The 22,497-nt window shown below is 33.6% G+C and carries 24 protein-coding genes and 3 pseudogenes; 4 read left to right on the forward strand and 23 right to left on the reverse strand.

The genetic code is table 11. The annotated features are described in order from the left end of the window. The 4 genes and pseudogenes from JCM14822_RS13710 to JCM14822_RS13725 form a co-directional block, all read right to left on the reverse strand. Positions 1-993, reverse strand: a pseudogene (locus tag JCM14822_RS13710) (pyruvate formate lyase family protein); the annotation flags it as partial. Positions 994-1,084: 91 nt separating this feature from the next. Then, positions 1,085-1,576, reverse strand: coding sequence for a methylglyoxal synthase (locus JCM14822_RS13715; RefSeq protein WP_054742936.1), 492 nt, complete (start codon positions 1,574-1,576; stop codon positions 1,085-1,087). Positions 1,577-1,656: 80 nt separating this feature from the next. Further along, the gene (locus JCM14822_RS13720; protein ID WP_054742937.1) at positions 1,657-2,745 is read right to left on the reverse strand and encodes a 3'-5' exonuclease; all 1,089 of its coding nucleotides are present in this window, start codon (positions 2,743-2,745) and stop codon (positions 1,657-1,659) included. Then, the gene (locus JCM14822_RS13725) at positions 2,723-4,147 is read right to left on the reverse strand and encodes an ATP-dependent helicase (RefSeq protein WP_054742938.1); all 1,425 of its coding nucleotides are present in this window, start codon (positions 4,145-4,147) and stop codon (positions 2,723-2,725) included. Before JCM14822_RS13725 ends, JCM14822_RS13720 begins: the two co-directional genes overlap by 23 nt. Before the next feature lie 117 nt (positions 4,148-4,264). Here JCM14822_RS13725 and JCM14822_RS13730 point away from each other — a divergent pair, with 117 nt between their 5' ends. From JCM14822_RS13730 to JCM14822_RS13740, 3 genes are all read left to right on the forward strand, one after another. Further along, entirely contained in the window at positions 4,265-5,293 is a 1,029-nt protein-coding gene (locus tag JCM14822_RS13730) for a class I SAM-dependent methyltransferase (protein ID WP_083461459.1), read from the forward strand. Between the two features lie 165 nt (positions 5,294-5,458). Further along, a complete protein-coding gene (locus JCM14822_RS13735) occupies positions 5,459-5,854 on the forward strand; it encodes a ribonuclease H-like domain-containing protein (RefSeq protein ID WP_054742939.1) in 396 nt (131 codons plus the stop codon). Positions 5,855-5,912: 58 nt separating this feature from the next. Further along, on the forward strand, positions 5,913-6,461 hold the full coding sequence (locus JCM14822_RS13740) for a hypothetical protein (RefSeq protein ID WP_054742940.1): 549 nt from the start codon (positions 5,913-5,915) through the stop codon (positions 6,459-6,461). A 376-nt stretch (positions 6,462-6,837) separates the two neighbouring features. Here JCM14822_RS13740 and JCM14822_RS13745 read toward each other — a convergent pair whose 3' ends face one another. From JCM14822_RS13745 to JCM14822_RS20435, 3 genes are all read right to left on the reverse strand, one after another. Next, entirely contained in the window at positions 6,838-7,227 is a 390-nt protein-coding gene (locus tag JCM14822_RS13745; protein WP_054742941.1) for an oxygen-independent coproporphyrinogen III oxidase, read from the reverse strand. A gap of 409 nt (positions 7,228-7,636) precedes the next feature. Beyond that, on the reverse strand, positions 7,637-7,798 hold the full coding sequence (locus tag JCM14822_RS20430) for a hypothetical protein (protein ID WP_157047769.1): 162 nt from the start codon (positions 7,796-7,798) through the stop codon (positions 7,637-7,639). Positions 7,799-7,830: 32 nt separating this feature from the next. Further along, complete coding sequence (locus JCM14822_RS20435; protein WP_157047770.1) at positions 7,831-8,007, reverse strand: hypothetical protein; 177 nt, start codon at positions 8,005-8,007, stop codon at positions 7,831-7,833. Between the two features lie 516 nt (positions 8,008-8,523). Between JCM14822_RS20435 and JCM14822_RS25115 the strand changes: the two genes are divergently transcribed. Next, on the forward strand, positions 8,524-8,676 hold the full coding sequence (locus JCM14822_RS25115) for an IS66 family transposase (protein WP_157047771.1): 153 nt from the start codon (positions 8,524-8,526) through the stop codon (positions 8,674-8,676). 109 nt (positions 8,677-8,785) lie between these two features. Here the strand turns inward: JCM14822_RS25115 and JCM14822_RS13750 are convergent, their stop codons facing one another. The 16 genes and pseudogenes from JCM14822_RS13750 to JCM14822_RS13825 all read right to left on the reverse strand — a co-directional run bounded on the left by JCM14822_RS13750 (position 8,786) and on the right by JCM14822_RS13825 (position 22,422). After that, a complete protein-coding gene (locus tag JCM14822_RS13750; RefSeq protein ID WP_054742942.1) occupies positions 8,786-9,586 on the reverse strand; it encodes a CheR family methyltransferase in 801 nt (266 codons plus the stop codon). Between the two features lie 19 nt (positions 9,587-9,605). After that, positions 9,606-10,438, reverse strand: a pseudogene (gene ispH / locus JCM14822_RS13755) (4-hydroxy-3-methylbut-2-enyl diphosphate reductase). A 12-nt stretch (positions 10,439-10,450) separates the two neighbouring features. After that, positions 10,451-11,119 (reverse strand): (d)CMP kinase, encoded by a 669-nt coding sequence (gene cmk, locus JCM14822_RS13760; protein WP_054742943.1) that lies wholly within the window; start codon positions 11,117-11,119, stop codon positions 10,451-10,453. A gap of 12 nt (positions 11,120-11,131) precedes the next feature. Beyond that, the gene (gene aroH / locus JCM14822_RS13765; protein ID WP_054742944.1) at positions 11,132-11,497 is read right to left on the reverse strand and encodes a chorismate mutase; all 366 of its coding nucleotides are present in this window, start codon (positions 11,495-11,497) and stop codon (positions 11,132-11,134) included. Positions 11,498-11,523: 26 nt separating this feature from the next. After that, positions 11,524-12,435, reverse strand: a complete 912-nt coding sequence (locus JCM14822_RS13770; protein WP_054742945.1) for a MurR/RpiR family transcriptional regulator — start codon at positions 12,433-12,435, stop codon at positions 11,524-11,526. A 195-nt stretch (positions 12,436-12,630) separates the two neighbouring features. Then, complete coding sequence (locus JCM14822_RS13775) at positions 12,631-14,046, reverse strand: oxaloacetate decarboxylase subunit alpha (protein ID WP_054742946.1); 1,416 nt, start codon at positions 14,044-14,046, stop codon at positions 12,631-12,633. A gap of 47 nt (positions 14,047-14,093) precedes the next feature. After that, positions 14,094-15,260: a sodium ion-translocating decarboxylase subunit beta gene (locus JCM14822_RS13780; RefSeq protein WP_157047773.1), complete on the reverse strand. Its 1,167-nt coding sequence runs from the start codon at positions 15,258-15,260 to the stop codon at positions 14,094-14,096. Positions 15,261-15,299: 39 nt separating this feature from the next. Beyond that, positions 15,300-15,668 (reverse strand): biotin/lipoyl-containing protein, encoded by a 369-nt coding sequence (locus tag JCM14822_RS13785; RefSeq protein WP_054742948.1) that lies wholly within the window; start codon positions 15,666-15,668, stop codon positions 15,300-15,302. Positions 15,669-15,685: 17 nt separating this feature from the next. After that, positions 15,686-16,021 (reverse strand): OadG family protein, encoded by a 336-nt coding sequence (locus tag JCM14822_RS13790; RefSeq protein ID WP_054742949.1) that lies wholly within the window; start codon positions 16,019-16,021, stop codon positions 15,686-15,688. 30 nt (positions 16,022-16,051) lie between these two features. Next, positions 16,052-17,532, reverse strand: a pseudogene (locus JCM14822_RS13795) (acyl-CoA carboxylase subunit beta). A gap of 171 nt (positions 17,533-17,703) precedes the next feature. Next, positions 17,704-17,982, reverse strand: coding sequence for a pseudouridine synthase domain-containing protein (locus tag JCM14822_RS23195; protein WP_306307348.1), 279 nt, complete (start codon positions 17,980-17,982; stop codon positions 17,704-17,706). Further along, positions 17,979-18,413: a pseudouridine synthase gene (locus JCM14822_RS23200; RefSeq protein WP_306307349.1), complete on the reverse strand. Its 435-nt coding sequence runs from the start codon at positions 18,411-18,413 to the stop codon at positions 17,979-17,981. The genes JCM14822_RS23195 and JCM14822_RS23200 overlap by 4 nt, the downstream gene beginning before the upstream one ends. Before the next feature lie 10 nt (positions 18,414-18,423). Beyond that, positions 18,424-19,563 (reverse strand): D-alanyl-D-alanine carboxypeptidase family protein, encoded by a 1,140-nt coding sequence (locus JCM14822_RS13810; protein ID WP_054742952.1) that lies wholly within the window; start codon positions 19,561-19,563, stop codon positions 18,424-18,426. A gap of 91 nt (positions 19,564-19,654) precedes the next feature. Then, positions 19,655-20,251 (reverse strand): SMC-Scp complex subunit ScpB, encoded by a 597-nt coding sequence (gene scpB, locus JCM14822_RS13815; RefSeq protein ID WP_083461462.1) that lies wholly within the window; start codon positions 20,249-20,251, stop codon positions 19,655-19,657. Next, complete coding sequence (locus JCM14822_RS13820) at positions 20,229-20,999, reverse strand: segregation and condensation protein A (protein WP_054742953.1); 771 nt, start codon at positions 20,997-20,999, stop codon at positions 20,229-20,231. Before JCM14822_RS13820 ends, scpB begins: the two co-directional genes overlap by 23 nt. A 166-nt stretch (positions 21,000-21,165) precedes the next feature. Beyond that, positions 21,166-22,422 (reverse strand): D-alanyl-D-alanine carboxypeptidase family protein, encoded by a 1,257-nt coding sequence (locus JCM14822_RS13825; protein WP_083461463.1) that lies wholly within the window; start codon positions 22,420-22,422, stop codon positions 21,166-21,168. Positions 22,423-22,497 lie beyond the last annotated feature (75 nt).

Genomic DNA, 22,497 nt, shown 5'->3' on the forward strand with positions numbered 1-22,497 from the left:
AGTCCCATGTTGTAAAGTGTGTGAAGGTAACGGAAACTGTTTTTAGTTACAAGTGAAGCGCTCATATCTTCAAGCATACCACCAAGTGATTCTGTTACCCATGTTGGATCTCCTGAGAATAATCCGTTGTATTCTGGAGTTCTAAGGAATCTAACGATACGAAGTTTCATGATGAATTGGTCAACAATTTCTTGAACTTCTTTCTGTTAATTTACCTTCTTGTAAGTCTCTTTCAGCGTAGATATCTAAGAATGTAGATGTACGTCCGATTGACATAGCAGCTCCATCTTGTTCTTTAACTGCTGCAAGATAAGCAAGGTATAACCATTGTGTTACTTCTTGGAAGTTTTCAGCTGATCTTGATAAATCAAATCCATACATTTCACCTAACTCTTTAAGTTCGTTTAATCCTTTGACTTGTTCTGCAAGCTCTTCACAATCTCTCATTGTTTCAGCTGTGAACATTACTGATTTAGCTTTCATTTTTTCAGCAATAAGTTTGTCGATTCCGTAAAGTACTACTCTTCTGTAGTCACCGATGATACGTCCACGTCCGTAAGTATCTGGAAGACCTGTTACAACATCAACTTTACGCGTTGTACGGATGTCTTTATTGTAAATATCGAATACACCTTGATTGTGTGTTTTTCTATATTTAGTAAAGATTTCTTTCATTTCTGGATCTACTTCGTAGTCATATGCTTTAAGTGCATTTTCTACTACTCTCATACCACCAAATGGATGACAGCTTCTTACGAGTGGTACATCTGTTTGAAGCCCAACGATTTTTTCTTTGTCAATGTATCCTGCTGCGTGAGAAGTGATAGTTGCTATAGTTTTTGTATCTGCGAAACATCCTCTTTCTCTTTCTTTAAGCATAAGCTCACTAAGTTTTTCCCATAAAGCTGTTGTATCAGCTGTTAGACCTACTAAGAAAGAGTCATCTCCTGTGTATTCTGTGTAGTTATTAACAATGAAATCTCTAACGTTAATTTCTTCTTGCCATCTACCTTCTTTAAAACTTCTCCAACTCTTAGTTTAACATATTTTATGTCAAATAATAATATGTTATTATACACTACTTTTATATCATTTTTTCATCTTTACCAAATTCTTCTGCACGATTACTAATACGTTTGGCATAATCAATAATTTTGCGCTCATATGTTGCTTCCATAAGTGGGGAAGCAATGAGAAAATCAGCTGTCGATTGATTGGTCGCCACTGGAATATCATATAATGACGCAATACGTAAAAGTGCCTTTACATCTGGATCATGAGGCTGAGCTGCAAGGGGATCCCAAAAGAAAATCATAAAGTCAATTTTGCATTCTACAATGCGAGAGCCGATTTGTTGATCCCCACCTAATGGTCCACTGTTATAAGCTGTAATAGGAAGCTGGGTCTGTTCTGAAATAAGTTTGGCTGTTGTTCCTGTACCACATAAGAAATGTTTACGAAGTGTTTCTTTATTGTTTTCTACCCAGTTAATTAAATCTTGTTTACGATTATCATGGGCAATGAGTGCAATACTTTTTTGTTTTTGCATTGTTACAAGTGTATAATCTTTATCCATAGTTGTCTCCCTTAGATGCAATTACTAGTATCTTTATTATTTCCTTTTATCTCGATTATATAAACATACTTTAGTTTGACTTATACCTTTTTACAAATTTTATAATGCTCTCCAATTGTATCTATAAATATGCTTTTTTGTTTTTCTAAATTATAAGAGATTACAAGGCGCTTCTTAGCTCTTGTCATTGCTACGTAAAATAGACGCATCTCTTCAGTAAGTTTATTTTCTTTCATGCTACGATAAGATGGGAAAATATAATTATTACATCCTGCAATATATACTTGTTCAAATTCTAATCCTTTTGCTTGATGCACTGTAATAATTGGAATTCTTCCTTTGAATAGAGCACTTTGCTCTATTTCACTATAATGAAGGGCAGAAAAGGCTAATAAATTAATAATATTATCTTGCACTGAACTTTCTTTTTCATTGAGCCCTTCAATCATACGATAAAGTTCCCTAAACCCTTCCATTTCTTTCGGACTATAAAAGTCTTTAAACTCACAAACATTCATCATATAAGTCACACTTTCTGCTATAGAATGCGTGATGATAATTTCTCTTAGGGCACTAACCTTTTCTTTATATTCTTGTACATAACAATAATACGCCTCTAAATATTCTAAACGCTTTTGTTTTTGCTCTGCAATCTTTAGGCGTAAATAAGCCAGCACTTCACCTGTGGCTAAAATATCATAAAAAGCATTATGGTTTGGTTTAGCTTCTGTCTCCACCAGCCTAGATAATGTGTCTAACTTATGATTTGGTAGTTTGGGATAAACTTTGCAGGCTAAATCTAAAGTATCATAAACACATTTGCCTTCTAAAGGTTGAAGATTATAGCGGCTTAGCATACTACCAATAATCTGTAAGTCATAATTAATATTATGTCCTACTAATACCTTTCCTTTTGTAAAGGCTCGGAGTTTCTCAAGCGCTATTTCTGGCGCAACGCCCTTTTCTTGTAAGAGCTCATCCGTAAAGCCATGAACATGCACTGAATCTCCTACAGATTTTGTAGGTTTCACTAAAATATCTAGTTTATCTGTTACACCTCTACTGCCATATACAATAGCTGCAATTTGAATAATATCATCCTTTGTTGTATTTAAACCTGTGGATTCTACATCCAATACGACCACTTCATTTTTTTTCAAAAGCTTCATCTAATTCGTCATAAGGATCACGAGAGGCCATTTTAAACCAATCATGTAAATAAAGATAACTATCTTTAGTTTGTCTTAAAGCCTTAATAAGCCACTGTGGCATATTAATATATGGATGTTCACAAATCTTAAGCAGGGCATGACCGTTTCTTGTATTAATACTATAATCAAAGAAAGCGAGTAAATCTTTGATTTCTTTTCTTCTAAAGAATTTAGTATCTTCTATAACTGTACATGAAATTCCTTCATGCTGAAAATACTTGGCAATGTCTTTCGCATAATTATTAGTACGGGTCAAAACAGCTATATTACCCTGTTCTTTATTGACTTTCACTTCTTTAGCCAATTCAATCAGCTCTCGCATTTTGCTTTGCGCTTCAATAAGCGTAATAGGTTCTCCCTGTTCTACAGCCTTAGGCATACACGAAATAGGGTATAAGCGGTTATTTTTAATATAATCATTCGCTGCATTTAAAAGGATTTGTGTAGAACGATAATTGGTTGTTAACTCAATTTTCTCTGGTTTGAAATCTGCTTTAAAATTAGCTGTCATTTCTTGTGGACTTGAGCCACGCCACTCATAAATAGTTTGATTAAAGTCTCCAAACATAGACAGGTAATGGCCTTTGGCAATACTTTTAATAATTTCATATTCTCTAGAACTTGTATCTTGCATCTCATCTACTTGAATATGCACATATTTCATTTGCCATTTCTTTAAAATCTCTGGCTGTTCCAATAAATATTTAGCCTCTACTATCAAATCCATAAAGTCCACACAGTTATTTTCTTTTAAATAACGTGTATACGTATTTAAAAGTTGTACACCATATTTTTTTATGAAGCCTGCTGTGCTGTCAGACCCTATATACTTTAAATGTTCACGGTTTTTAAAATAATCATCATGTACAAGACGATAATTATAGCGTACCTCTACTGGCATACTTAAACTATGTCTTTTAATATTTTCAAAGTAACTTATTAAAGAGGGATAGTATAAATTGTCATCATTTAAACCATTTTGGGCAATAATCTTTTTATGGATTTCTAAACTATCTGTTTCATCAATTAATGTGCATGGGAAAGTAAAATGGGAAGCAGCCTTTTCTTCATTAATTAAAGAGTAGCAAAAAGAGTGAAATGTTTTCACTGTCATATCTTTACTTTCTTTCGGTAAATAAAAGGCAATACGTTCACGCATCTCTTTAGCAGCCTTATTGGTAAAGGTTAAACAAAGTATTTGCTCTGGCAAAACGCCACTCTTTACTAAATTGGTCGTACGCATAGCAATGACCTTCGTCTTTCCTGTTCCTGCGGGTGCTAAAACAAGTAAACTTTTATCGATTGTTTCTACTGCTTGTTTTTGCATGTTATTTAAATTCATCAAATCTTGTGCAAACACAGTTATCACCTCATTTCTCTTTAAAAGATTATACCATAGAATTTATTGCGTCACCTTTTTTTTCATAGTATCATTAGTAAAGTAGTACACTACTATTATATAGAGCGGAGAATAAACATGAATCAATTAATTACAATTATGCATGATGCATTTTCAAATAATACTTTTATCAGTGCGACTTTAAGTAATCCACGTAAAGCTGCAGCTCCTAAAAAGGTTACTATTAAACCTCTTCTTTTAAATGAAGCATTAAAACTTCAATTTACAACTTACAAAGATAATAAGGCTTATCATGAAAATTTAAATTTTAAAGAAAGTATAAGCACTCTTGAAGGTTATGGCAATATGTTTAAACAAATTCAGCTTTTCACTGAAACTGCTGATTATCAAGCACTCATTAATAAAAAAGGAGAAGCTAATATTAAACGTAAAGCGCCTAGTCAGCAAATGCCTGCTTCTCTTTCCCATAATAGACAAAAAAATTATATCTTAGACACAAAAGATTCTATTCCTTTCTTACAAGCTTTAGGCTTAATGGATGAAAATGAAAAAATCAAGCCCTCTAAATATGATAAATACAAACAAATCAACCGTTATCTTGAAATCATTGCTGATTCAATGAATGGTCTTACTGCAAATCCTATTCGTATCATCGACTTCGGTTGTGGTAAATCTTATTTAACATTTGCTTTATATCATTATTTAACTGTAATTTTAGACAAAGAAGTACAAGTTGTAGGCCTTGACCTTAAAGCTGACGTAATTGCATTTTGCCAAGACCTTGCTGATAAACTTGGTTACTCAAACTTAAAATTCCAAGTAGGTGACATTGGTAAATACACAACTAATCAGCCTGTTGATATGGTTGTTTCTCTTCACGCTTGTAATACAGCTACAGATGCTGCTCTTGATAAAGCTATTGGTTGGGGTGCAAAAGTTATTTTAGCAGTACCTTGTTGCCATCATGAAGCCTATACACAAATCGAAAATGAATCACTTAGCTCAATCTTTAAGCACGGTATTTTAAAAGAGCGTATTGCTGCTCTTATAACAGATGGTCTTCGTGCCCAAATGCTTGAAGCTTGCGGTTATAAAGTAAATGTTATTGAATTTATCGATATGGCCCATACACCAAAAATATTTTAATTAAAGCTATTTTAAAAGATCGTCCAAACTTCTCTAAAGGAGCTTATGCACAATATCATGAAACTACTAAGGCACTTCACCTTTCACTTGCACTTGAAAATATGCTAACGCTTCAAAAACCTGAAATTCAAGCATTTAAAAATACTCAAAAAGAGATGAAATAAGATGAAAAACATTTTAAATAAGCAGTATTTACTATTAGATATCGAAACAAACGGCTTAAGTCGTGAAAAACATCATATTGTATGTATTGGCGTAACTTATTTAAATATGCAAGATGAAGTGACTACTAAGCAGTGGTCACTTCAAAAATTAGAAGAAGAAGAAAATCTACTTAAGGAATTCATTATATTTGCTAATGATTTTAAGGTGATCTATACTTACAGCGGCAAAAACTTTGACTGGCCTTTTTTAATTGCCCGTCTTACTCATTACAATTTGACAGCCCCTGCTGCTCTCACCCTTGTAGATATGAAAAAAACTTTAAGCCTCTTATCTCCTACTAGAAATGAATTAGAAAAAAGTCCTAGGCTTTACACGAGAAACTTCTTCTTCTGGTAAAACCCTTGTAAAGCTTTATCAAACTTATGAAGCTTGTGGGGAAGAGATTTATAAAAATTTGATTTTAGCTCATAACTTAGATGAACTTAAAAGTTTATTGTTATTTTATAAAGTCTATCATATGCTTTATCATTTAAAGCGATTTAATATAACCCTCAAGCACCAAACTTCTCCTGATGCAACTTGGCTTGATTTAGACTTTGATTTACCTTTTAGCTTTGAAACAAGCTTTGTATTCAAACTAGAAAATTTAACACTCCAAGTATTTAAAGGAGTTGCTACATTAAGTATCACTTTACCACTTTATCATACTTCACTTAAAAAAGCTTTAATACCAATAAAGGATTATTACTACATTCCTTCACAAAATCAGCTTATGCATAAATCTTTAGCAATATTTATTCCTACTGAATTAAAACGTAAAGCCACTAAAAATGAATGTTTTGTGGAGAAATCAGATACTTATTTCAAGCTATATACAACCTTTAAAGCCCCTATAGAACTTTGGTATGATGATGCTAAAAACTTCTATTATCCTTATACGGATGATGAAACATTTAGATCATTACTCACACAGCAATTATTTTATTATTTCTTTCAAGCTTAAAAGGAGTAGAGTCCATATTACAAGACTCTACTCCTTTATTTACTTACTTGCTTATTAATTACCCAATATATGCATCAAATATTTTGCTACGCAACGTTTAAAGTATTCACCTATAGCTGTAAAGTTTATTTCATCCCCTGCTATATTTTCTACTATACCCAATGCTCTCATTTTCTCTAATTTCTTAATTTCTTTCTTAAAATAGTTATCAAAGTTAATATGATATTTTTTTATAAAAGTCCTTTATCTATTTTTCTTATACCTAATATCATATTATGAATTACAAATTTTCTTATGAAATCATCTTCTGAAAAAAATGTACATGTTCCTTACAATTAGGTAAATTCCCCTGTTCTAATAGATGTACATATTCCTTTTAATCACCTATATACGAATAAATAACGATTTTATCTAGTGTAATTTCTAAAACTTGCTTTAATGTATTTTCAAAACCCTCTATTCCTTGTAGAGGTAAACCATAACATAAATCTATAGACAGATCTAAACCTAATTCTCTTACTCTAGTAGCAAATTCTCTCATTGTATCTGCATCAGACGAACAATTGATTACCTTTTGTACCTTTTGTGAAAAATCTTGCATAACAAAGCTAATATAATTAAAGCCTAATTCCTTAAGCAGTACTAATTTATCTCCTGTTAAAATTTCTAAATCTGGACAGACTTCTATGGAACTCCCGCTATCCTCATTGAAATGTGCAAACTTTGTTATCGTTGTATAAAGCTTTTCGATTTGCTCACTAGTCATATAAGTTAAAGTCCCCCAATCCAATGCATGCTTTGATAACTCTTATTCTCGCCTACCATACTTAATTTTAATGTGCTTGCTTTAATAAGACATTGTACATACTGTTCTCTAGTTTCTTTACTAGCTAATAAACTATTACAAGAACAAAAGTGACATAGCTTCTTACAAAATGGAAAATGCACCTAAAGATGTGGTGTTTCCATTTTAGATAAGAATTTTTTAAATATTTGTTTTGATTATCGTAAGCCCATAATAATCAGGCGTATTGTTGTAATCGTCAATTCAAACACGCCTACTTTAATTAAATCTGTTCAACACATATTACAAGTAGTACATTGGCTTAAGGTTATTGGCTATTGCTGTTTGAACGTAATGTGTTCAATGACTTTTATCTCCGCAGGGATGATTACTAGTTCTTTTCTAATTTCTTTTTCATCTCTGTTAAATGTGAGCCACAAGTAGCACATACTTTTTCTTCTTCTGAAAACTTGTATTCAATTGTTTCTACAGTAAATGTATCGAATTTAGCACCTCTTTTGGATTTTTTTCGCTTATGTTCATGGATTACCATATCTTTGTCTGGCGCAACTACGATTGGCTGTTTTAAAACTTCTGCTCATTAAATAAATCTGAAAAAGCGTTAACATATACATCTAATCTAACTGCTTTACTATCCAATAGTATATCTATAACTTTTTGTTCTTCAGGCATCTTTATCTCTTTAATTTGAATATCTAAAATTTTTTCAATCACCTTTTTACAGATATTCTTATCACTCATTACCTTTGCAAATAAAAAGTCATCCTCTAAATTAAGCTCTTGTAATGTCTTTTGTTTTTTCTTCTATTATATTCTTTTGCTCCCATTAGAGTCTCATTTGCAGCAACACTATCTTATGATTTTAGTATACCTAAAAGCTCTACTCTTTTAAAGTATCTAATTAACTTATACAAACACATTTTCCTTTAAAGAAAACAAAAGAAGCATCACGAAATTATTCATAATCTCATAATGCTCTTTGGATTTTAATCTTAATTGTAACTATTCAACCTTTGGCTGAATAAATATGTTTTTCAATGTGAATAAACAAGTTTTTTAGTACATAAGAAAATGCTGAGCTAAAAAATAATCGCTTCTCCGATCGTTCTTTTCGATGATGTAGATAATAAAACACGCTGGGTATATAATGCTTCACACTTATCTAAAAATACAGCTATGAAGGAATGGTATCTAGTGGTATCCTTCCAAACTATATAGGTATAGCCGTTCACGATTATTGGTTATCTTATTGAAAGTATGTATGATGCTGCAACTCACACCGTATGTTGTGCTCATCTTTTAAGAGAGCTTACAGGGATCAAAGAAAATCATCCCGAACAAACGTGGGCATCAAAGATGATAAAAATGCTACTAGATATGAAAAACAAAGAGATAAAGCAGTATTTATGAGTAAAGAGGAGCTGACCTATTACTATACCCATAAATTCCACAAAGAATATCAGAGCATAATAGAGGAAGCTAGAAAACTCAATCCTATCCCAGAAATTTTATAATAACCTTATTTACAACTTAGTGATATTGCTATTACTACTTTTTTCTTTTGATAAAAGAAAATTTTATTTGGTTCAAATCCATATTCCTGACACATAATAATTTGTTCTGTACTTCCAACAAATAAGATTCCTTCATCTACTAAGGCTTTATTAAAATTACTATAAATACCTTTTTTAGCTTCTTCAGTAAAATAAATAAGAACATTGCGGCATACAATAAGATCCATTCCTGATGGATAAGGATCTTTTAATAAGTTATGTTGCTTAAATGTAATTCTTTGCTTTAGCTCTGATTTTACAACATAATTACTATTTTGTAATGTCATATATTTCTCTTTAAACTCAACAGGTAAATTTACTAAATTGCGTTCAGAATATACACCTGCTTTAGCTTTTTCTAACACTTCTTTATCAAGATCTGTTGCTGTAATTTGAAAGTTTACAAGTGGCATTAAATTGGCCAGTGTCATAGCCAATGAATAAGGTTCATCACCAGTAGAACATGCTGCACTCCAAATCTTGATTGTACTTTTCTTCTGTGTTAATAACGGTATAATATGTTTTTCTAGTATATCCCATTGTGATGGGTTACGGAAAAATTCTGTTACATTAATTGTTAAGTATGTTACAAATTCTTCTAATGCTTTACGATCTTTTTTTATAAGCTGAAGAAAAGTTTCATAACCATTGCAACCATGTTTCTTAATCAGTGCATCAATGCGTCTTTTCATCTGATTTTCTTTATAGCAATTCAAATCAATATCGGTGAGGCTTAACACTTGCACCTTAAACCCTTCATAATTCATATTTGTTCCCCTTTAATCCTTAAAATTGATTCAGTTTATTAACAACTGCTTCAATTACAAGATGTGGTGTAGAAGCTCCGGCAGTAATACCAACTTTTGAGCAACCTTCAACCATTTCTTTTGTAAGTTCTTCAACTCCAGCAATACAATAACTTGCTTTGCAATTTGCAAAGCAAATTTCTTGGAGTTTAGCTGTATTTGAACTTTTTTTACTCCCTAATACAAGCATCACATCTGCTTCTTTTGCAATTGCTTTAGCTTCTTCTTGACGTTCTTTAGTCGCACTACAAATTGTATTATTAACTTCAAAGTTTACACCTTCCACTTTAAGTGCTTCACTAATACCTTCTAATACTTCTTTTTTATATGTTGTCTGTGCTACTAATAAGTATTTTTTATCTGGGTTAAATGTAAGTTCTGATACTTTATCAGGTGTTTTAATAACGATACATTCACCCTGTACCCAACCACTAATGCCTTGAATTTCCGGATGTTCTTTATTTCCTGCAATAATAATGCCATAACCTTCTTTAGAGAACTTCTCTACAAGGCGGTGGATTTTTTTAACATAAGGGCATGTTGCATCTACAATTTCAGCTCCTGCTGCTTCCCCTGCTGCATAAACTTCAGGCTTACACCATGTGAACGAATAATGAGTTTATTCACTTTTTGTGCATTGATATCATTAGTTTCAAAAATTCCTTTTTCTTCAAGCTGTTTTGCCACAATTTCATTATGAATAATTGGTCCAAAAGTATATGTTGCCTGCGTTCCTGCTTGGTCAAAAGCCATATCCACTGCACGTTTTACACCAAAGCAAAATCCAGCTGTTTTAGCAATAATGATTTCCATACTTTTGTCCTCCTACATACGTTCATTTAATAATGAAATAATACGCTCTACAATCTCTTCAATTGTCATATATGTTGTATCAATCTCAACAGCATCATCAGATTTTTTAAGAGGAGAAATTTTTCGTTCCATATCTTGCTTATCGCGTGCTACAATTTCTTCTGTTAAAACAGCTAAATCTACTGCTATACCTTTTGCTTCATATTCTTTAAAACGTCTTAATGCACGTTCATTTACTGAAGCTGTTAAGTAAATTTTAAGTGTGGCATTTGGCATAACCACTGTTCCAATGTCACGACCGTCCATTACAACAGATGTTTCATTTTGTATAGTACGTTGACTTTCTACAAGTGCTTCACGTACTTTAGTATAAGTTGCTACCTTTGAAGCTGCTGCTGCTACTTCATCATTGCGAATTTCTGTACTTACATTGTGTCCGTTTAAGAAAATTTGTTGTCCCTCTTCAGACATTTTAAGTTTAATATCTAAATCTGGCATAAGTAAGCTTACTGCTTCCTCATCTTGATAATTTAGGCCTTGTTTAATTGCACCAAGTCCTACGCTACGATACATTGCACCTGTATCAATATAAATACATCCCAATTTATTTGCTAATATCTTAGCGATGCTGCTTTTTCCGGCTCCTGCTGGACCATCAATGGCAATTGAAAACTTTTTCATACTCTTAACTCCTTATTTAGCTAAATCAGGTCTTAAAACTTTAGCTCCTCTTAAATATTGATGTTGTGCATTTTGGCGTGTAAGTCCTTCTTTTTCAACTTGCATTTCTACACGGATACACATTTTAAGTGATTTTTGTACATACATCTCTTGAAAACACATTAATGCTGCTTCTACAATGCCAATTTCTCTTGCTGCAACTGCTGGATATACTGCATCTAAATCTTTTGTTGCTGTAAAATGAATGGCAATAATTTCAGACATCTCAATTTGATTTGCTTCGATTATTGCTGTAAGTATTTCTTTCGTTCTTTCTAACATTTCTGTTCTCACATTATTGTCTACTGTAATTGCACCACGTATCCCTACCATACTCATCTTCTGCACCCCATTAAATTAAGTTTTTAGTCGAATCTTTCTTTTTGTTCATCTAATGGCGATCCCCATAAATCACGTTGAGAATCATCATAAACTTCATATTCTATCCATATGTTTTCTAAGTTTTCTAGGTTCTCTGCTATTTCATCTTTTTTCTTTAAGCTAATAGCCACGATAATGGCATTAATGATACTTAAAGGTGCTACAAGCGAATCTACAAAGGAAACCATTTCACTTCTTCCAACAAGTGCATAATCCGCATAATTAGCAATTGGTGAAATATAACTATCTGTAATTGCAATAACTGTTGCGTCCTTACCTTGTGCAAATTCTAATGCTTTCATAACACGTTTAGAATAACGTGGGAAACTGATTCCAATGATTACGTCTTCTTCACCTATACGGTGAATAGCTTCAAACATCTCACTTACACTGTTTGTATTAACAACTTTTATATTATCAAAAATAATATTTAAATAAAATCCTAAAAAGCTTGCAAGCCCTGCACAACTTCTTACGCCTAACACGTAAATCATTTTTGCTTCAATAATTTTCTCTACTGCCTGATTAAAGGCTTCATCATCTATTTGTTCACGTGTATAACGAATTTTTTCTTCATCCATTTGAAGTACACTTTTTAATACATTTTTTGTATCAATACGTTCTGTTGTAACTTCTAATCTTTGCATTGCTGTAAGTTTACTTTTTACAAGTTCTTCTAGGGCATCTTGAAATCTAGGATAACCATCATAGCCTAACTCATTTGCGAAACGTACGACTGTCGATTCACTGACACCTACAATATTTCCTAATTTAGCAGCTGTTAAAAATACCGCCTTTTCATAATGTTCCAAAATGTAATTTGCAATTAATTTCTGCCCTTTACTTAACTTTGGCATATTTTTTCTAATCCTATGGATTAAATCATTTTTACTCATTACTATTACCCTTTCTTTAGTTCTAAAGTGAACCTATCTCTTCTATTATATCACACCCTTTATGTAAAACAAACCAAAATCTTGACGTAAAAGTGTGAACTGCCACTTAAATCTATAAATTAAAAGACTGTTGCAGTCATGCAACAGTCTTTTAATTTATAGATTTAAGTGGTAGCTAAATTTTATACCTCAGATTTATACTGGATATGCTTTGTTTTTAGTATCTGCTACATTTGGATCTACTTTTGTTTGTTGTGCTTCACGGTATTTAAAGAATTCTGTAGCAACTTGTGGGAAGAGTGCATATGATAATACATCCTCATCTTGTTGCTTATACATTGTCATTTCTTTTTCTAATTTATCAAGTTCAGGTTTAAGAAGATCTGCTGGACGACATGTAATACGTTCATCATCACCAATGATTTTCTTAACAATATCTTCTTTGATAGGTACTGGTGTCATACCATATTCACCACGAACTATACCTTTAGATTCTTTTGTAATCATTTTGTAACGTTCGCCTGCAAGCACATTAAGTACTGCTTGTGTTCCTACGATTTGAGATGTAGGTGTAACAAGTGGTAAGTAACCAAAGTCTGCACGCACTCTTGGAATTTCTTTAAGTACTTCATCAAATTTATCTTCAGCTTTTTGTTGTTTAAGTTGAGATACTAAGTTTGAAAGCATACCACCTGGCACTTGGTAACGAAGTGTATTAATGTTAACTTCAAGTACTTTTGTACTCATAAGTCCACTTTCAAGAGCTTCTTGACGCATTGGTTTGAAGTATTCTGTAATTTCATTCAACGCTTCTGGATCAATGCCTGTATCATAAGGTGTACCTTGAAGTGTTTTTACAAGAACTTCTGTTGCTGGTTGAGATGTACCCATAGCAAGTGGAGACATTGCTGTATCAATGATATCACAACCTGCTTCAATTGCTTTAAGGTAAGTCATTGAAGCAACACCACTTGTGTAGTGTGTATGAAGTTGAATTGGCATTTCTGGTACAGCTTCTTTTAATGCACTTACAAGTTCTTCTGCAGCATATGGTACAAGAAGACCTGCCATATCTTTAATACAGATAGAATTTGCACCCATTTCTTGAATACGCTTTGCAAGATTTACGTAGTATTCTAATGTATGTACATCACTAATTGTGTAAGAAATAGCAACTTGTGCATGTCCTTTTTCTTTATTAGCAGCTTTAACAGCTGTTTGTAAGTTACGAATATCATTTAATGCATCGAAAATACGAATATTATCGATACCATTTGCAATACTTTTTTGAACAAAGTACTCTACTACATCATCTGCATAGTGACGATAACCTAAAATATTTTGCCCTCTGAAAAGCATTTGAAGCGGTGTATTAGGTGCTAAATCTTTAATTTTACGAAGTCTTTCCCATGGATCTTCTTTTAAAAAACGAAGACATGCATCAAATGTAGCACCGCCCCATACTTCCATTGCTGAGAAACCAATTTTATCCATCTTCGCAACGATAGGTAAAATTTGTTCTGTTGTCATACGTGTTGCAATTAATGATTGATGGGCATCACGTAATGTAGTGTCCATGATTTTAACTGGTCTTGGTTTAATACTAGCCATTTTATAAACCTCCCTATATTTTATCTACTTTCCGTATACTTTTAATTTTAGCCGTAAATTGATAATAAGATACCTGCTGCAATTGCTGAACCGATAACACCTGCTACGTTTGGTCCCATTGCATGCATAAGTAAGAAGTTTGTAGGACATTCTTGTTGTCCAACTTTTTGAGCTACACGGGCAGCCATTGGTACTGCTGATACCCCTGCTGAACCAATAAGTGGATTAATTTTCTTACCTGTTGCATAGTACATAATCTTTCCGAAGAGTACACCACCAGTTGTACCAATACAGAATGCTGTTAAACCAAGTACAATAATACCTAATGTTTGTGGTGTTAAGAAAGTATCTGCTTTTGTTGTAGCACCTACAACAAGACCAAGCATGATTGTAATAGATGACATTAATCCATTACTTGCCACATCTGCAAGTCTGCTTGTAGAACCAGCTTCCTTTAATAAGTTACCGAACATAAGCATACCTACAAGTGTTCCTGCTGATGGTAAAAGTAAAGTTACAATAATTGTTACAGCAATTGGAAAGATGATTTTTTCTGTACGAGATACTTGTCTTAATTGACTCATCTTAACCATACGTTGTTCTTTTGTCGTTAAAGCTCTCATAATAGGTGGTTGAATAACTGGTACTAAAGCCATATATGAATAAGCTGCTACTGCAATAGGCCCTAAAAGGTCTGGTGCAAGTTTTGTTGTTAAATAAATAGCTGTTGGACCATCAGCACCACCAATAATACCGATAGATGCTGCTTCATTTGGTGCAAATCCAAGAAGAAGTGCTCCTAAGAATGCGAAGAAAATACCAAGTTGTGCAGCACCACCTAAAATTAAACTTTTTGGGTTCGCAATAAGTGGTCCGAAGTCTGTCATTGCCCCTACACCAACGAAAATAAGTGGTGGGAAAATACCGAAGTCTTTACCCATAGCTAGGTAATAGAAAAGTCCCCCTGGTTGGAAACCATCTTCATGGTAAATACCGATAGGTGCATCTTTAATCCCAATATCTGGTAAGTTAACAAGAAGCATACCAAATGCAATTGGTACAAGTAATAAAGGTTCAAAACCTTTAGCAATTGCTAAATATAATAAGAAACAAGCTACAGCAATCATTATTAAGTAGCCATATTCTCCGCCAAGGATTGTAGCAAGACCTGATTGTCCAGCAAAATCACTAATGGCTGATAAAAATTCACTCATCATGATGTACGTTCCTCCTTTTTTTATTATGGTTTGGAACTAGTTAAGTGTTACAATCACGTCATTTGTTTCAACTGCATTACCTGCTGTTACATTAACAGAAGCAACTGTTCCTGCACTTGGTGCAACCACTTCATTTTCCATTTTCATAGCTTCAAGAATAGCAACTACTTCGCCTTCTTTAACACTTTGTCCTACACTTACTTTCACATCAACAATTTTACCTGGCATTGGTGCTACTACTTTTGTGCTTCCTGCTGTTGCCACTGGTGCTACTGGTGCTTTAGGTGCTGCTACTGGTGCTTTAGGTGCTGCTACTGGTGCTGCTACTGGTGTAAATGCTCCACCTAATTCTTCTACTTCTACTTCATATGTATTTCCATTTACAGTTACTTGAAATTTTTTCATGTTAATGGCCTCCTATTTTAAAGTGATTTTCTTTCAACTTTTCTTAAAGATCTTACTTGTAATTTATCACTTGTTGTCCCCATGCTAGCTGCAATAACTGCTGTAATAACTGCTACAAGTTCTAAATCATCTTGTTTTTTCTCTTCTACAACAGCTGCAACCTCTTCTTTTGCAACTTGTACTTCTTCTTTAACAGCCACCGCAGGTGCTTCCGGCTTTTTAGTAAGTGCTTGCATAACTTTACCTAAAATAACAATCATAAGTATTAATAATACAAGCATTGAGAAAACAACAACAACCCCAATAAAGAAGGTATTTAAACCTGTAACAAAATTACTTATATTTTCGCTCATTTTATTCACCTACCTTTAGTTATTGGGCGATTAGCGTACTTTAGTTGCTAATACTTCTAAAGCTGCAATAACACGTTTACGAGTTGCAGCTGGTTCAATGATATCATCTACTAAACCTGTTTGTGCTGCTGCAAAAGCACTACCATGCATTGCTTCATATTCAGCTACTGCTTCCCCATAAGCTTCACCTGTCATTGTGCCACTTTCAAGTTCTGTAGCATACATAATTTTAATTGCGCTTTCTGCTTTTAAGCTACCGATTTGAGCTGTTGGCCAAGCATATACCAAGTCAGCTCCAACTGACTTGCTGTTCATTGCAATAAAGCTATTTCCGAATCCTTCACCTACTAAAACATTTACTTTAGGTACTGTTGTTTCTGCAAAAGCTCTTATAAGATTACTTGCAGCTTTAATAATACCACCTTTTTCTGTAGATACTGTTGATTCGAAACCTTCGATATTTGTAAATGTTACCATTGGTACGTTAAAACTTTCACAAATATTTACAAACTCTGTAATTTTTTTGATACCTGCATCATCTAATTTAGCTTCTGCATTACCAATTACACCGACTGTACCGCCATCTAAACGCATAAATGCTGTTAAAGCTGTTTTACCATAAGCAGCACCTACTTCTAAATAGTCTCCATTATCCGCAACTGCTGTTACGATATCTTTCACACTTTGTGTTTCGAAATCGAAGTTATTAAGTGATGCTTCTACGCGATTAATGTCATCCGTTACTGTATAGAATGGAACTTCATCACTATTACTTTGTGGTAAATAGCTTAAAAGTCTTCTTACTTCTTCAACAAGTTCTTCTTCTTTATCAGCAATAAAGTTTGCAAGACCTGTTTCTTCAAAATGAACTTTGGCTGTTGCAATTGATTCAAATGTTGCATTTTTATCTTCTAAAGTATTTGGGCTATTTAAGAAAACGCGTGCTGATTTTGTGCTCATAAATACGAAGTCAGCAAGACCAGCTATAAATGCAGCCCCACCTGCACAATCTCCTGCTACTACTGCAATTTGAGGAATAACACTTGATGCTTCTGACATCACATTATAAATTGCGCCATATCCTAAAAGTGCATCCATGTTTTCTTGTAATCTTGCACCTACTGTATCTAAGAATCCTACAACTGGTGCACCAACTTTAATGCATCCTCGTAAACTCTTACAATTTTCTTAGCATGCATTTCTCCTATAGCGCCACCAAGTACACTACTGTCTTGACTGTATACATATACAGGATTTCCATTTACAGTACCATATCCAGTTACTACACCGTCTGCTGGTGTATCTACTTCTGGCATATTAAATGCTGTACTTCTACTTGCCATAAACGCACCGATTTCAACAAAGCTATTTTCATCTAAAAGTGCATTAATACGGTCTCTTGCTGTAAGTTTTCCCTGTGCAAGAGCTGCTTTTTTAGCTTCTTCGTTGCGTTTCACAACAATAGTGGTCCTACGAGATTCTAATTCAGATAATTTTTCTAAAGTGCTCATCTGGTACCCTCCATCTAAAAATATTTAAAACAAAGTACTAAAATCGTCTTCTATATTTTACTAAACATAAGTATAATATGCAAGTTAAATAGGGAATTTTGTATATTTTTAACTAAAATTATTTATTTTACACTTAATTAAGGTTAAAAATTACAGGCCTAATCTTAATGATTAGTTCCTGCAATTTTTTAAATAATTAATTTCCTTAGATGTCAATTTACGATACTCACCTAGTTTTAAATTTCCTAAGTTTAAATCCCCTATTGATCGGCGATTTAATGAAATAACTTGATTCCCTACTGCTTCACACATTTTACGTACTTGACGATTACGTCCTTCATGAATTGTAATTGTCATACGTGTTGTTTTTTCATTTTGACTTAAGATTTTTATCTTTGCTGGATAAGTTTTTCTGCTATCAATCACCACACCTGATTCTAAACGTTTCACACTTCTTCCGTTACCTTACCACGGACTTTCGCTTCATAAGTTTTATTTACATCATGTTTAGGGTGTGTTAGCCCATAAGTTAATTCTCCATCATTAGTCAGAATTAGAAGACCTGAAGTATTTAAATCTAATCGTCCTACTGGGAAGATACGTTCCTCTACATCTTCCATAATATCTAATACAGTGACTCGCCCTTGTTCATCTTGTACTGTTGTCACACACCCTGTTGGTTTATTAAGCATATAATATACATAGTTCTTTTCTAAAGATACTAATTCACCATTAAATCGTACCTTATCACCTTCTTCAACTGTTGTTCCAAGTGTTGTTATAACCTCACCATTAACGCTTACAAGTCCTTCTGTAATATAGACCTCACATTTACGTCTTGATGCGACGCCACAAGCAGCTAAATATTTTTGTAATCTCATATAATCCCCTTTATTTATTCTTTATCCAATTTTTAATATAATCTAATGCATTTGCTTTCTTAATGCTTTCTTGTGCTTTAAGTGGTGCAGTTGCTAAAACCGTTCCACCACAAAGAATCTGCACTTCACCTACAATTTCGCCTTTCTTAATAGGTGCCTTTAAAGAAGGTGGCACTACCTTTTTAAGAACAATATTTTCTTTTTCTACATGTGTTAAAGGTAAAGTAATCCCCTCATCACAGGCTAAATCTATAGTTTTATCAATAGCCTTTGTGATAGGAACATTCATATAGCTTCCTTCTAGTGAAAGTATATTTACCTTCTCATAATTTTTAAAACCGTAGTTCATCATATTAATAACATCTGTATATTTACGTGTTTTACCTGCTTTTCCCCAACCTGCGGCCAAGGCTACACCCACAAGCTGCATGTTGTTACGATTTGCACTTCCCACAAAACAATGACCAGCTTTATTAGTAAAACCTGTCTTCATACCATTAGCACCTTTGTAACAATATAAAAAACGATTTTTACATTGTAAGTCATGCCTTCTGCTACCAGTTACTTCTTTGGTAGGAATACTAATAAGTTCAGTTGTAACTATCTTAATAAATTCCGGATTTTGCACAGCATATCTTGCTATAAGTGCCATATCATAAGCTGAGGCCCCATGTCCCTGCGCATCTAAACCATTAGGTGTCTTAAAGTTGGCAGTTTCTGCCCCTATTTCCCTTGCTTTAGCTGTCATCATCTCACAGAAATGTTCTACAGACCCACCTATATGTTCTGCAATAGCTACTGCAGTATCATTATGTGATTCTAACATTAATGAATATAACAAGTCACCTAAACGCTGCTTTTCACCAATTTGCAATTTAAGCTTCACTGGAGGTGCTGCACATGCTCTTTTAGAAACGGTTACTATATCATCTACATTTCCATTTTCAAGCGCAACAATACACGTCATAATTTTAGTTGTACTAGCCATAGGCAGAGCTTCATAACCGTTCTTTTCGAATAATATACGTCCGCTATCTGCTTCCATAAGCAGTGCCCCTTTAGCCTTAACATCAGGAAGTTCGCATCCCATAAGCACTTGACTTATAAACATGCAAGCTATCATAATGCAGGCAATTACTTTTCGTTTCATATCGCCACTCCTCATTCTAAGATTCATTCTATAACAGAAATCTTCCCTCATAAGAAGTGGTTTTATACATCTTTTATGAATTTAATTATTCTTAACGCTCATCCATGTTGCCTTGCTCTGTCTGGATTTCATCATAATAATTAATTTCTTGTTTAACTTCTTCCTTGAATTTCTCTAAAAGTTCTTCTTTTACTTTAGGCATTTCATCTAAGTTTCTAAAGCCAAAATGACGTAAGAATTCATTAGTAGTGCCAAATAAAATAGGTCGTCCAATAACATTCAGCCTTCCTACCTCTTCAATAAGCCCATATTCTAAAAGACGGCTCATGGCATGTTCACACCTCACTCCTCTAATATCCTCAATCTGTGTTCTTGTAATTGGTTGCGAATATGCCACAATTGCAAGAGTTTCTATTAAAGCTTGTGTTAATAAATGCCTTACTGGCTTTTGGCGATACTGTTGAATAATATTCAGATGCTTCGGTGCTGTACACATCTGATAGCCATCATCTACTTCAATAATTTCAATCCCACTATTACTTTCTTTGTATCCTTCATTTAATCTAAAAACAGCCATATTTACCGTAATTTCTTCAGCTTCACAAAGTTCACAAAGTCTTCTTAATGGAATAATATCTCCTGAATAAAAAAGTAGTGCTTCTATACTACTTTCCAAATCCGTCTTCATCACCCTCTGGTCCTCCTACAATAATAATATCCCCCTTCGGGTCATCTTGTGTAATAGTAACTTGTTTCTTATGAATAAGTTCTAAAAGCGCCATAAATGTTACGATTAGCTCAATCTTAGGCATTTCCTTGCTACAAATTGTAAAAAATGTTGTACGTCCATTTAGAGCAATAAGGTTTGTAATGTACATACTCTTTTGCTCGATTGTATACGTATCCTTCTTTAAAATATTATGGTCAATTTTGCGTTCTGACTTAGTTTTATTTTCCCATTCTTTCTGCTTCATAAGCTCATTAAATGTATCATAAAGCTGGTTAAGTGTTAATCTGTCTAAAATCCCGCTATAATCTGGCTCATATTCTGGTAAATCTAAATGAGCCGTACGGTTTCTAAAACAATATCGATCTGTATCCACTTGGCAAGCACTAAGTTGCTCAGATACATATTTTACTTTTTTATATTCAATAAGCTTTCTTACTAATTCTTCTCTTGGATCTTCCTCTTCTTCTGCCTTTGGATGTTTAGGAAGTAGCATACGTGATTTAATGTATAAAAGCGTTGCTGCCATTACAATAAATTCACTCATTTGTTCCACTTCAACTTCTTTAGCATCCTCTAAATATGCCATGTATTGATCTGTAATGGATGAAATCTCAATATCATAAATACTCATTTTATTTTTCTCAATTAAATGGAGTAATAAATCTAGTGGGCCTTCAAAGTCTTGTAATTTAAAAGTCACAGACATTCTTTTCCTCCTGTCAACTTATATATATATAAGTGTATCCTTTTAGAGGAATTATTGCAAGTATTTGTCGATATATTGCACAATTCTTCCTTGCCCACATCGCTTTATATAACATAAAAATAGGTACATAGCAAATTATTTTACTTGTACCTATTTAATCTATATATTATTTCACTTCTTTAGTCTTTGCTTCTTTTTTAGTTGTAATGTGTTCAGTTGTTTGTGCTTTTTCTTCTTTTGAAATTCTAAAGAACCGTTTAAACGTATAAGGCAACATTTGTTTAAATGTAGCTTTTTCTACATCTATTGCCGCTACAATATTCCCTTCTCCTACTACTTCTCCTTCTAAATAGTAAGTCACACTGCCCACAACTTCTCCTTTTTTAATAGGCGCATTAATTGAATTTCTTGTATAAACAATCTCATAAGTTAGTTCTGCATTACTACCACTCTTAGGAACTACAAATCCTTTTGTCTCATCTGTAACAACATTTAGATTTTCTAAAGTTCCTTTTTTAACCGGTATGCTTCCAATAATTGTTCCCATTTCAGGGCCTTTCTTAACCTTATAATTAGCAAAACCATAATCTAAAAGTTGTGCAGCTTCTCTAAAACGAATCTTGCCATCTTGGGCTCCCATAATGACAGCTATAAGTCCCATATTATCTCTTGTAGCAGTAGCACTTACACAGTGCTTGGCTTCTGGTGTATACCCTGTCTTTAACCCAGTAATACCGCTATACCATTTTAACATTTTATTGGTATTAGAAAGTACAAATTCTGATTCACCACGACGTGTACGATGTATGATAGAATCCATCCATATTGTAACAATTTTTGTAATTTCAGGATAGTTCTTTACAAGTTCTCTAGACATAATCGCAATGTCTCTTGCACAAGATACATGACCCTCTACATGAAGCCCACATGCATTTTTAAATGTGGTGTTTTGCATGCCTAGTTCTTTTGCCTTGTCATTCATCATTTGAACAAATTGTTCTTCACTACCTGCTATATATTCACTCATAGCTACTGCTGCATCATTAGCAGATGCAATGCAAATACATTTTACAAGATCTCTAACAGTTTGTTCTTCTCCTGGTTCCATAAAAACTTGTGAACCACCCATATGTGCAGCATGTTCACTAATGGTTACTTTATCATCCCAATTAATTTTGCCTTGTGCAATGGCGTCATTAATTAATAGGAGTGTCATAATCTTTGTAATACTAGCAGGCGGATAAGGCGTATCTGCCTCCTTTTCAAGCAACACCTTTCCACTAGATTCCTCCATTAATATATAACTTCTTGACGTTTCTGCCAGCGTATTGTTTGTCTTTACTTCATTACTTACAGGTGCTGCAAAGACCTGTGACGCACAAAGAAGCATGGTAAGTAACCAAATAAATAACGACCTTCTCATAAGTCTCCTCCTTGTATCTTTTGCTTCTAGTATTTGTTATTTGAAGCAAATTATACTTTTCTCTTCTTATGAAAA

This window comes from Cellulosilyticum ruminicola JCM 14822, from assembly GCF_001311925.1.
Taxonomy (GTDB): domain Bacteria; phylum Bacillota; class Clostridia; order Lachnospirales; family Cellulosilyticaceae; genus Cellulosilyticum; species Cellulosilyticum ruminicola.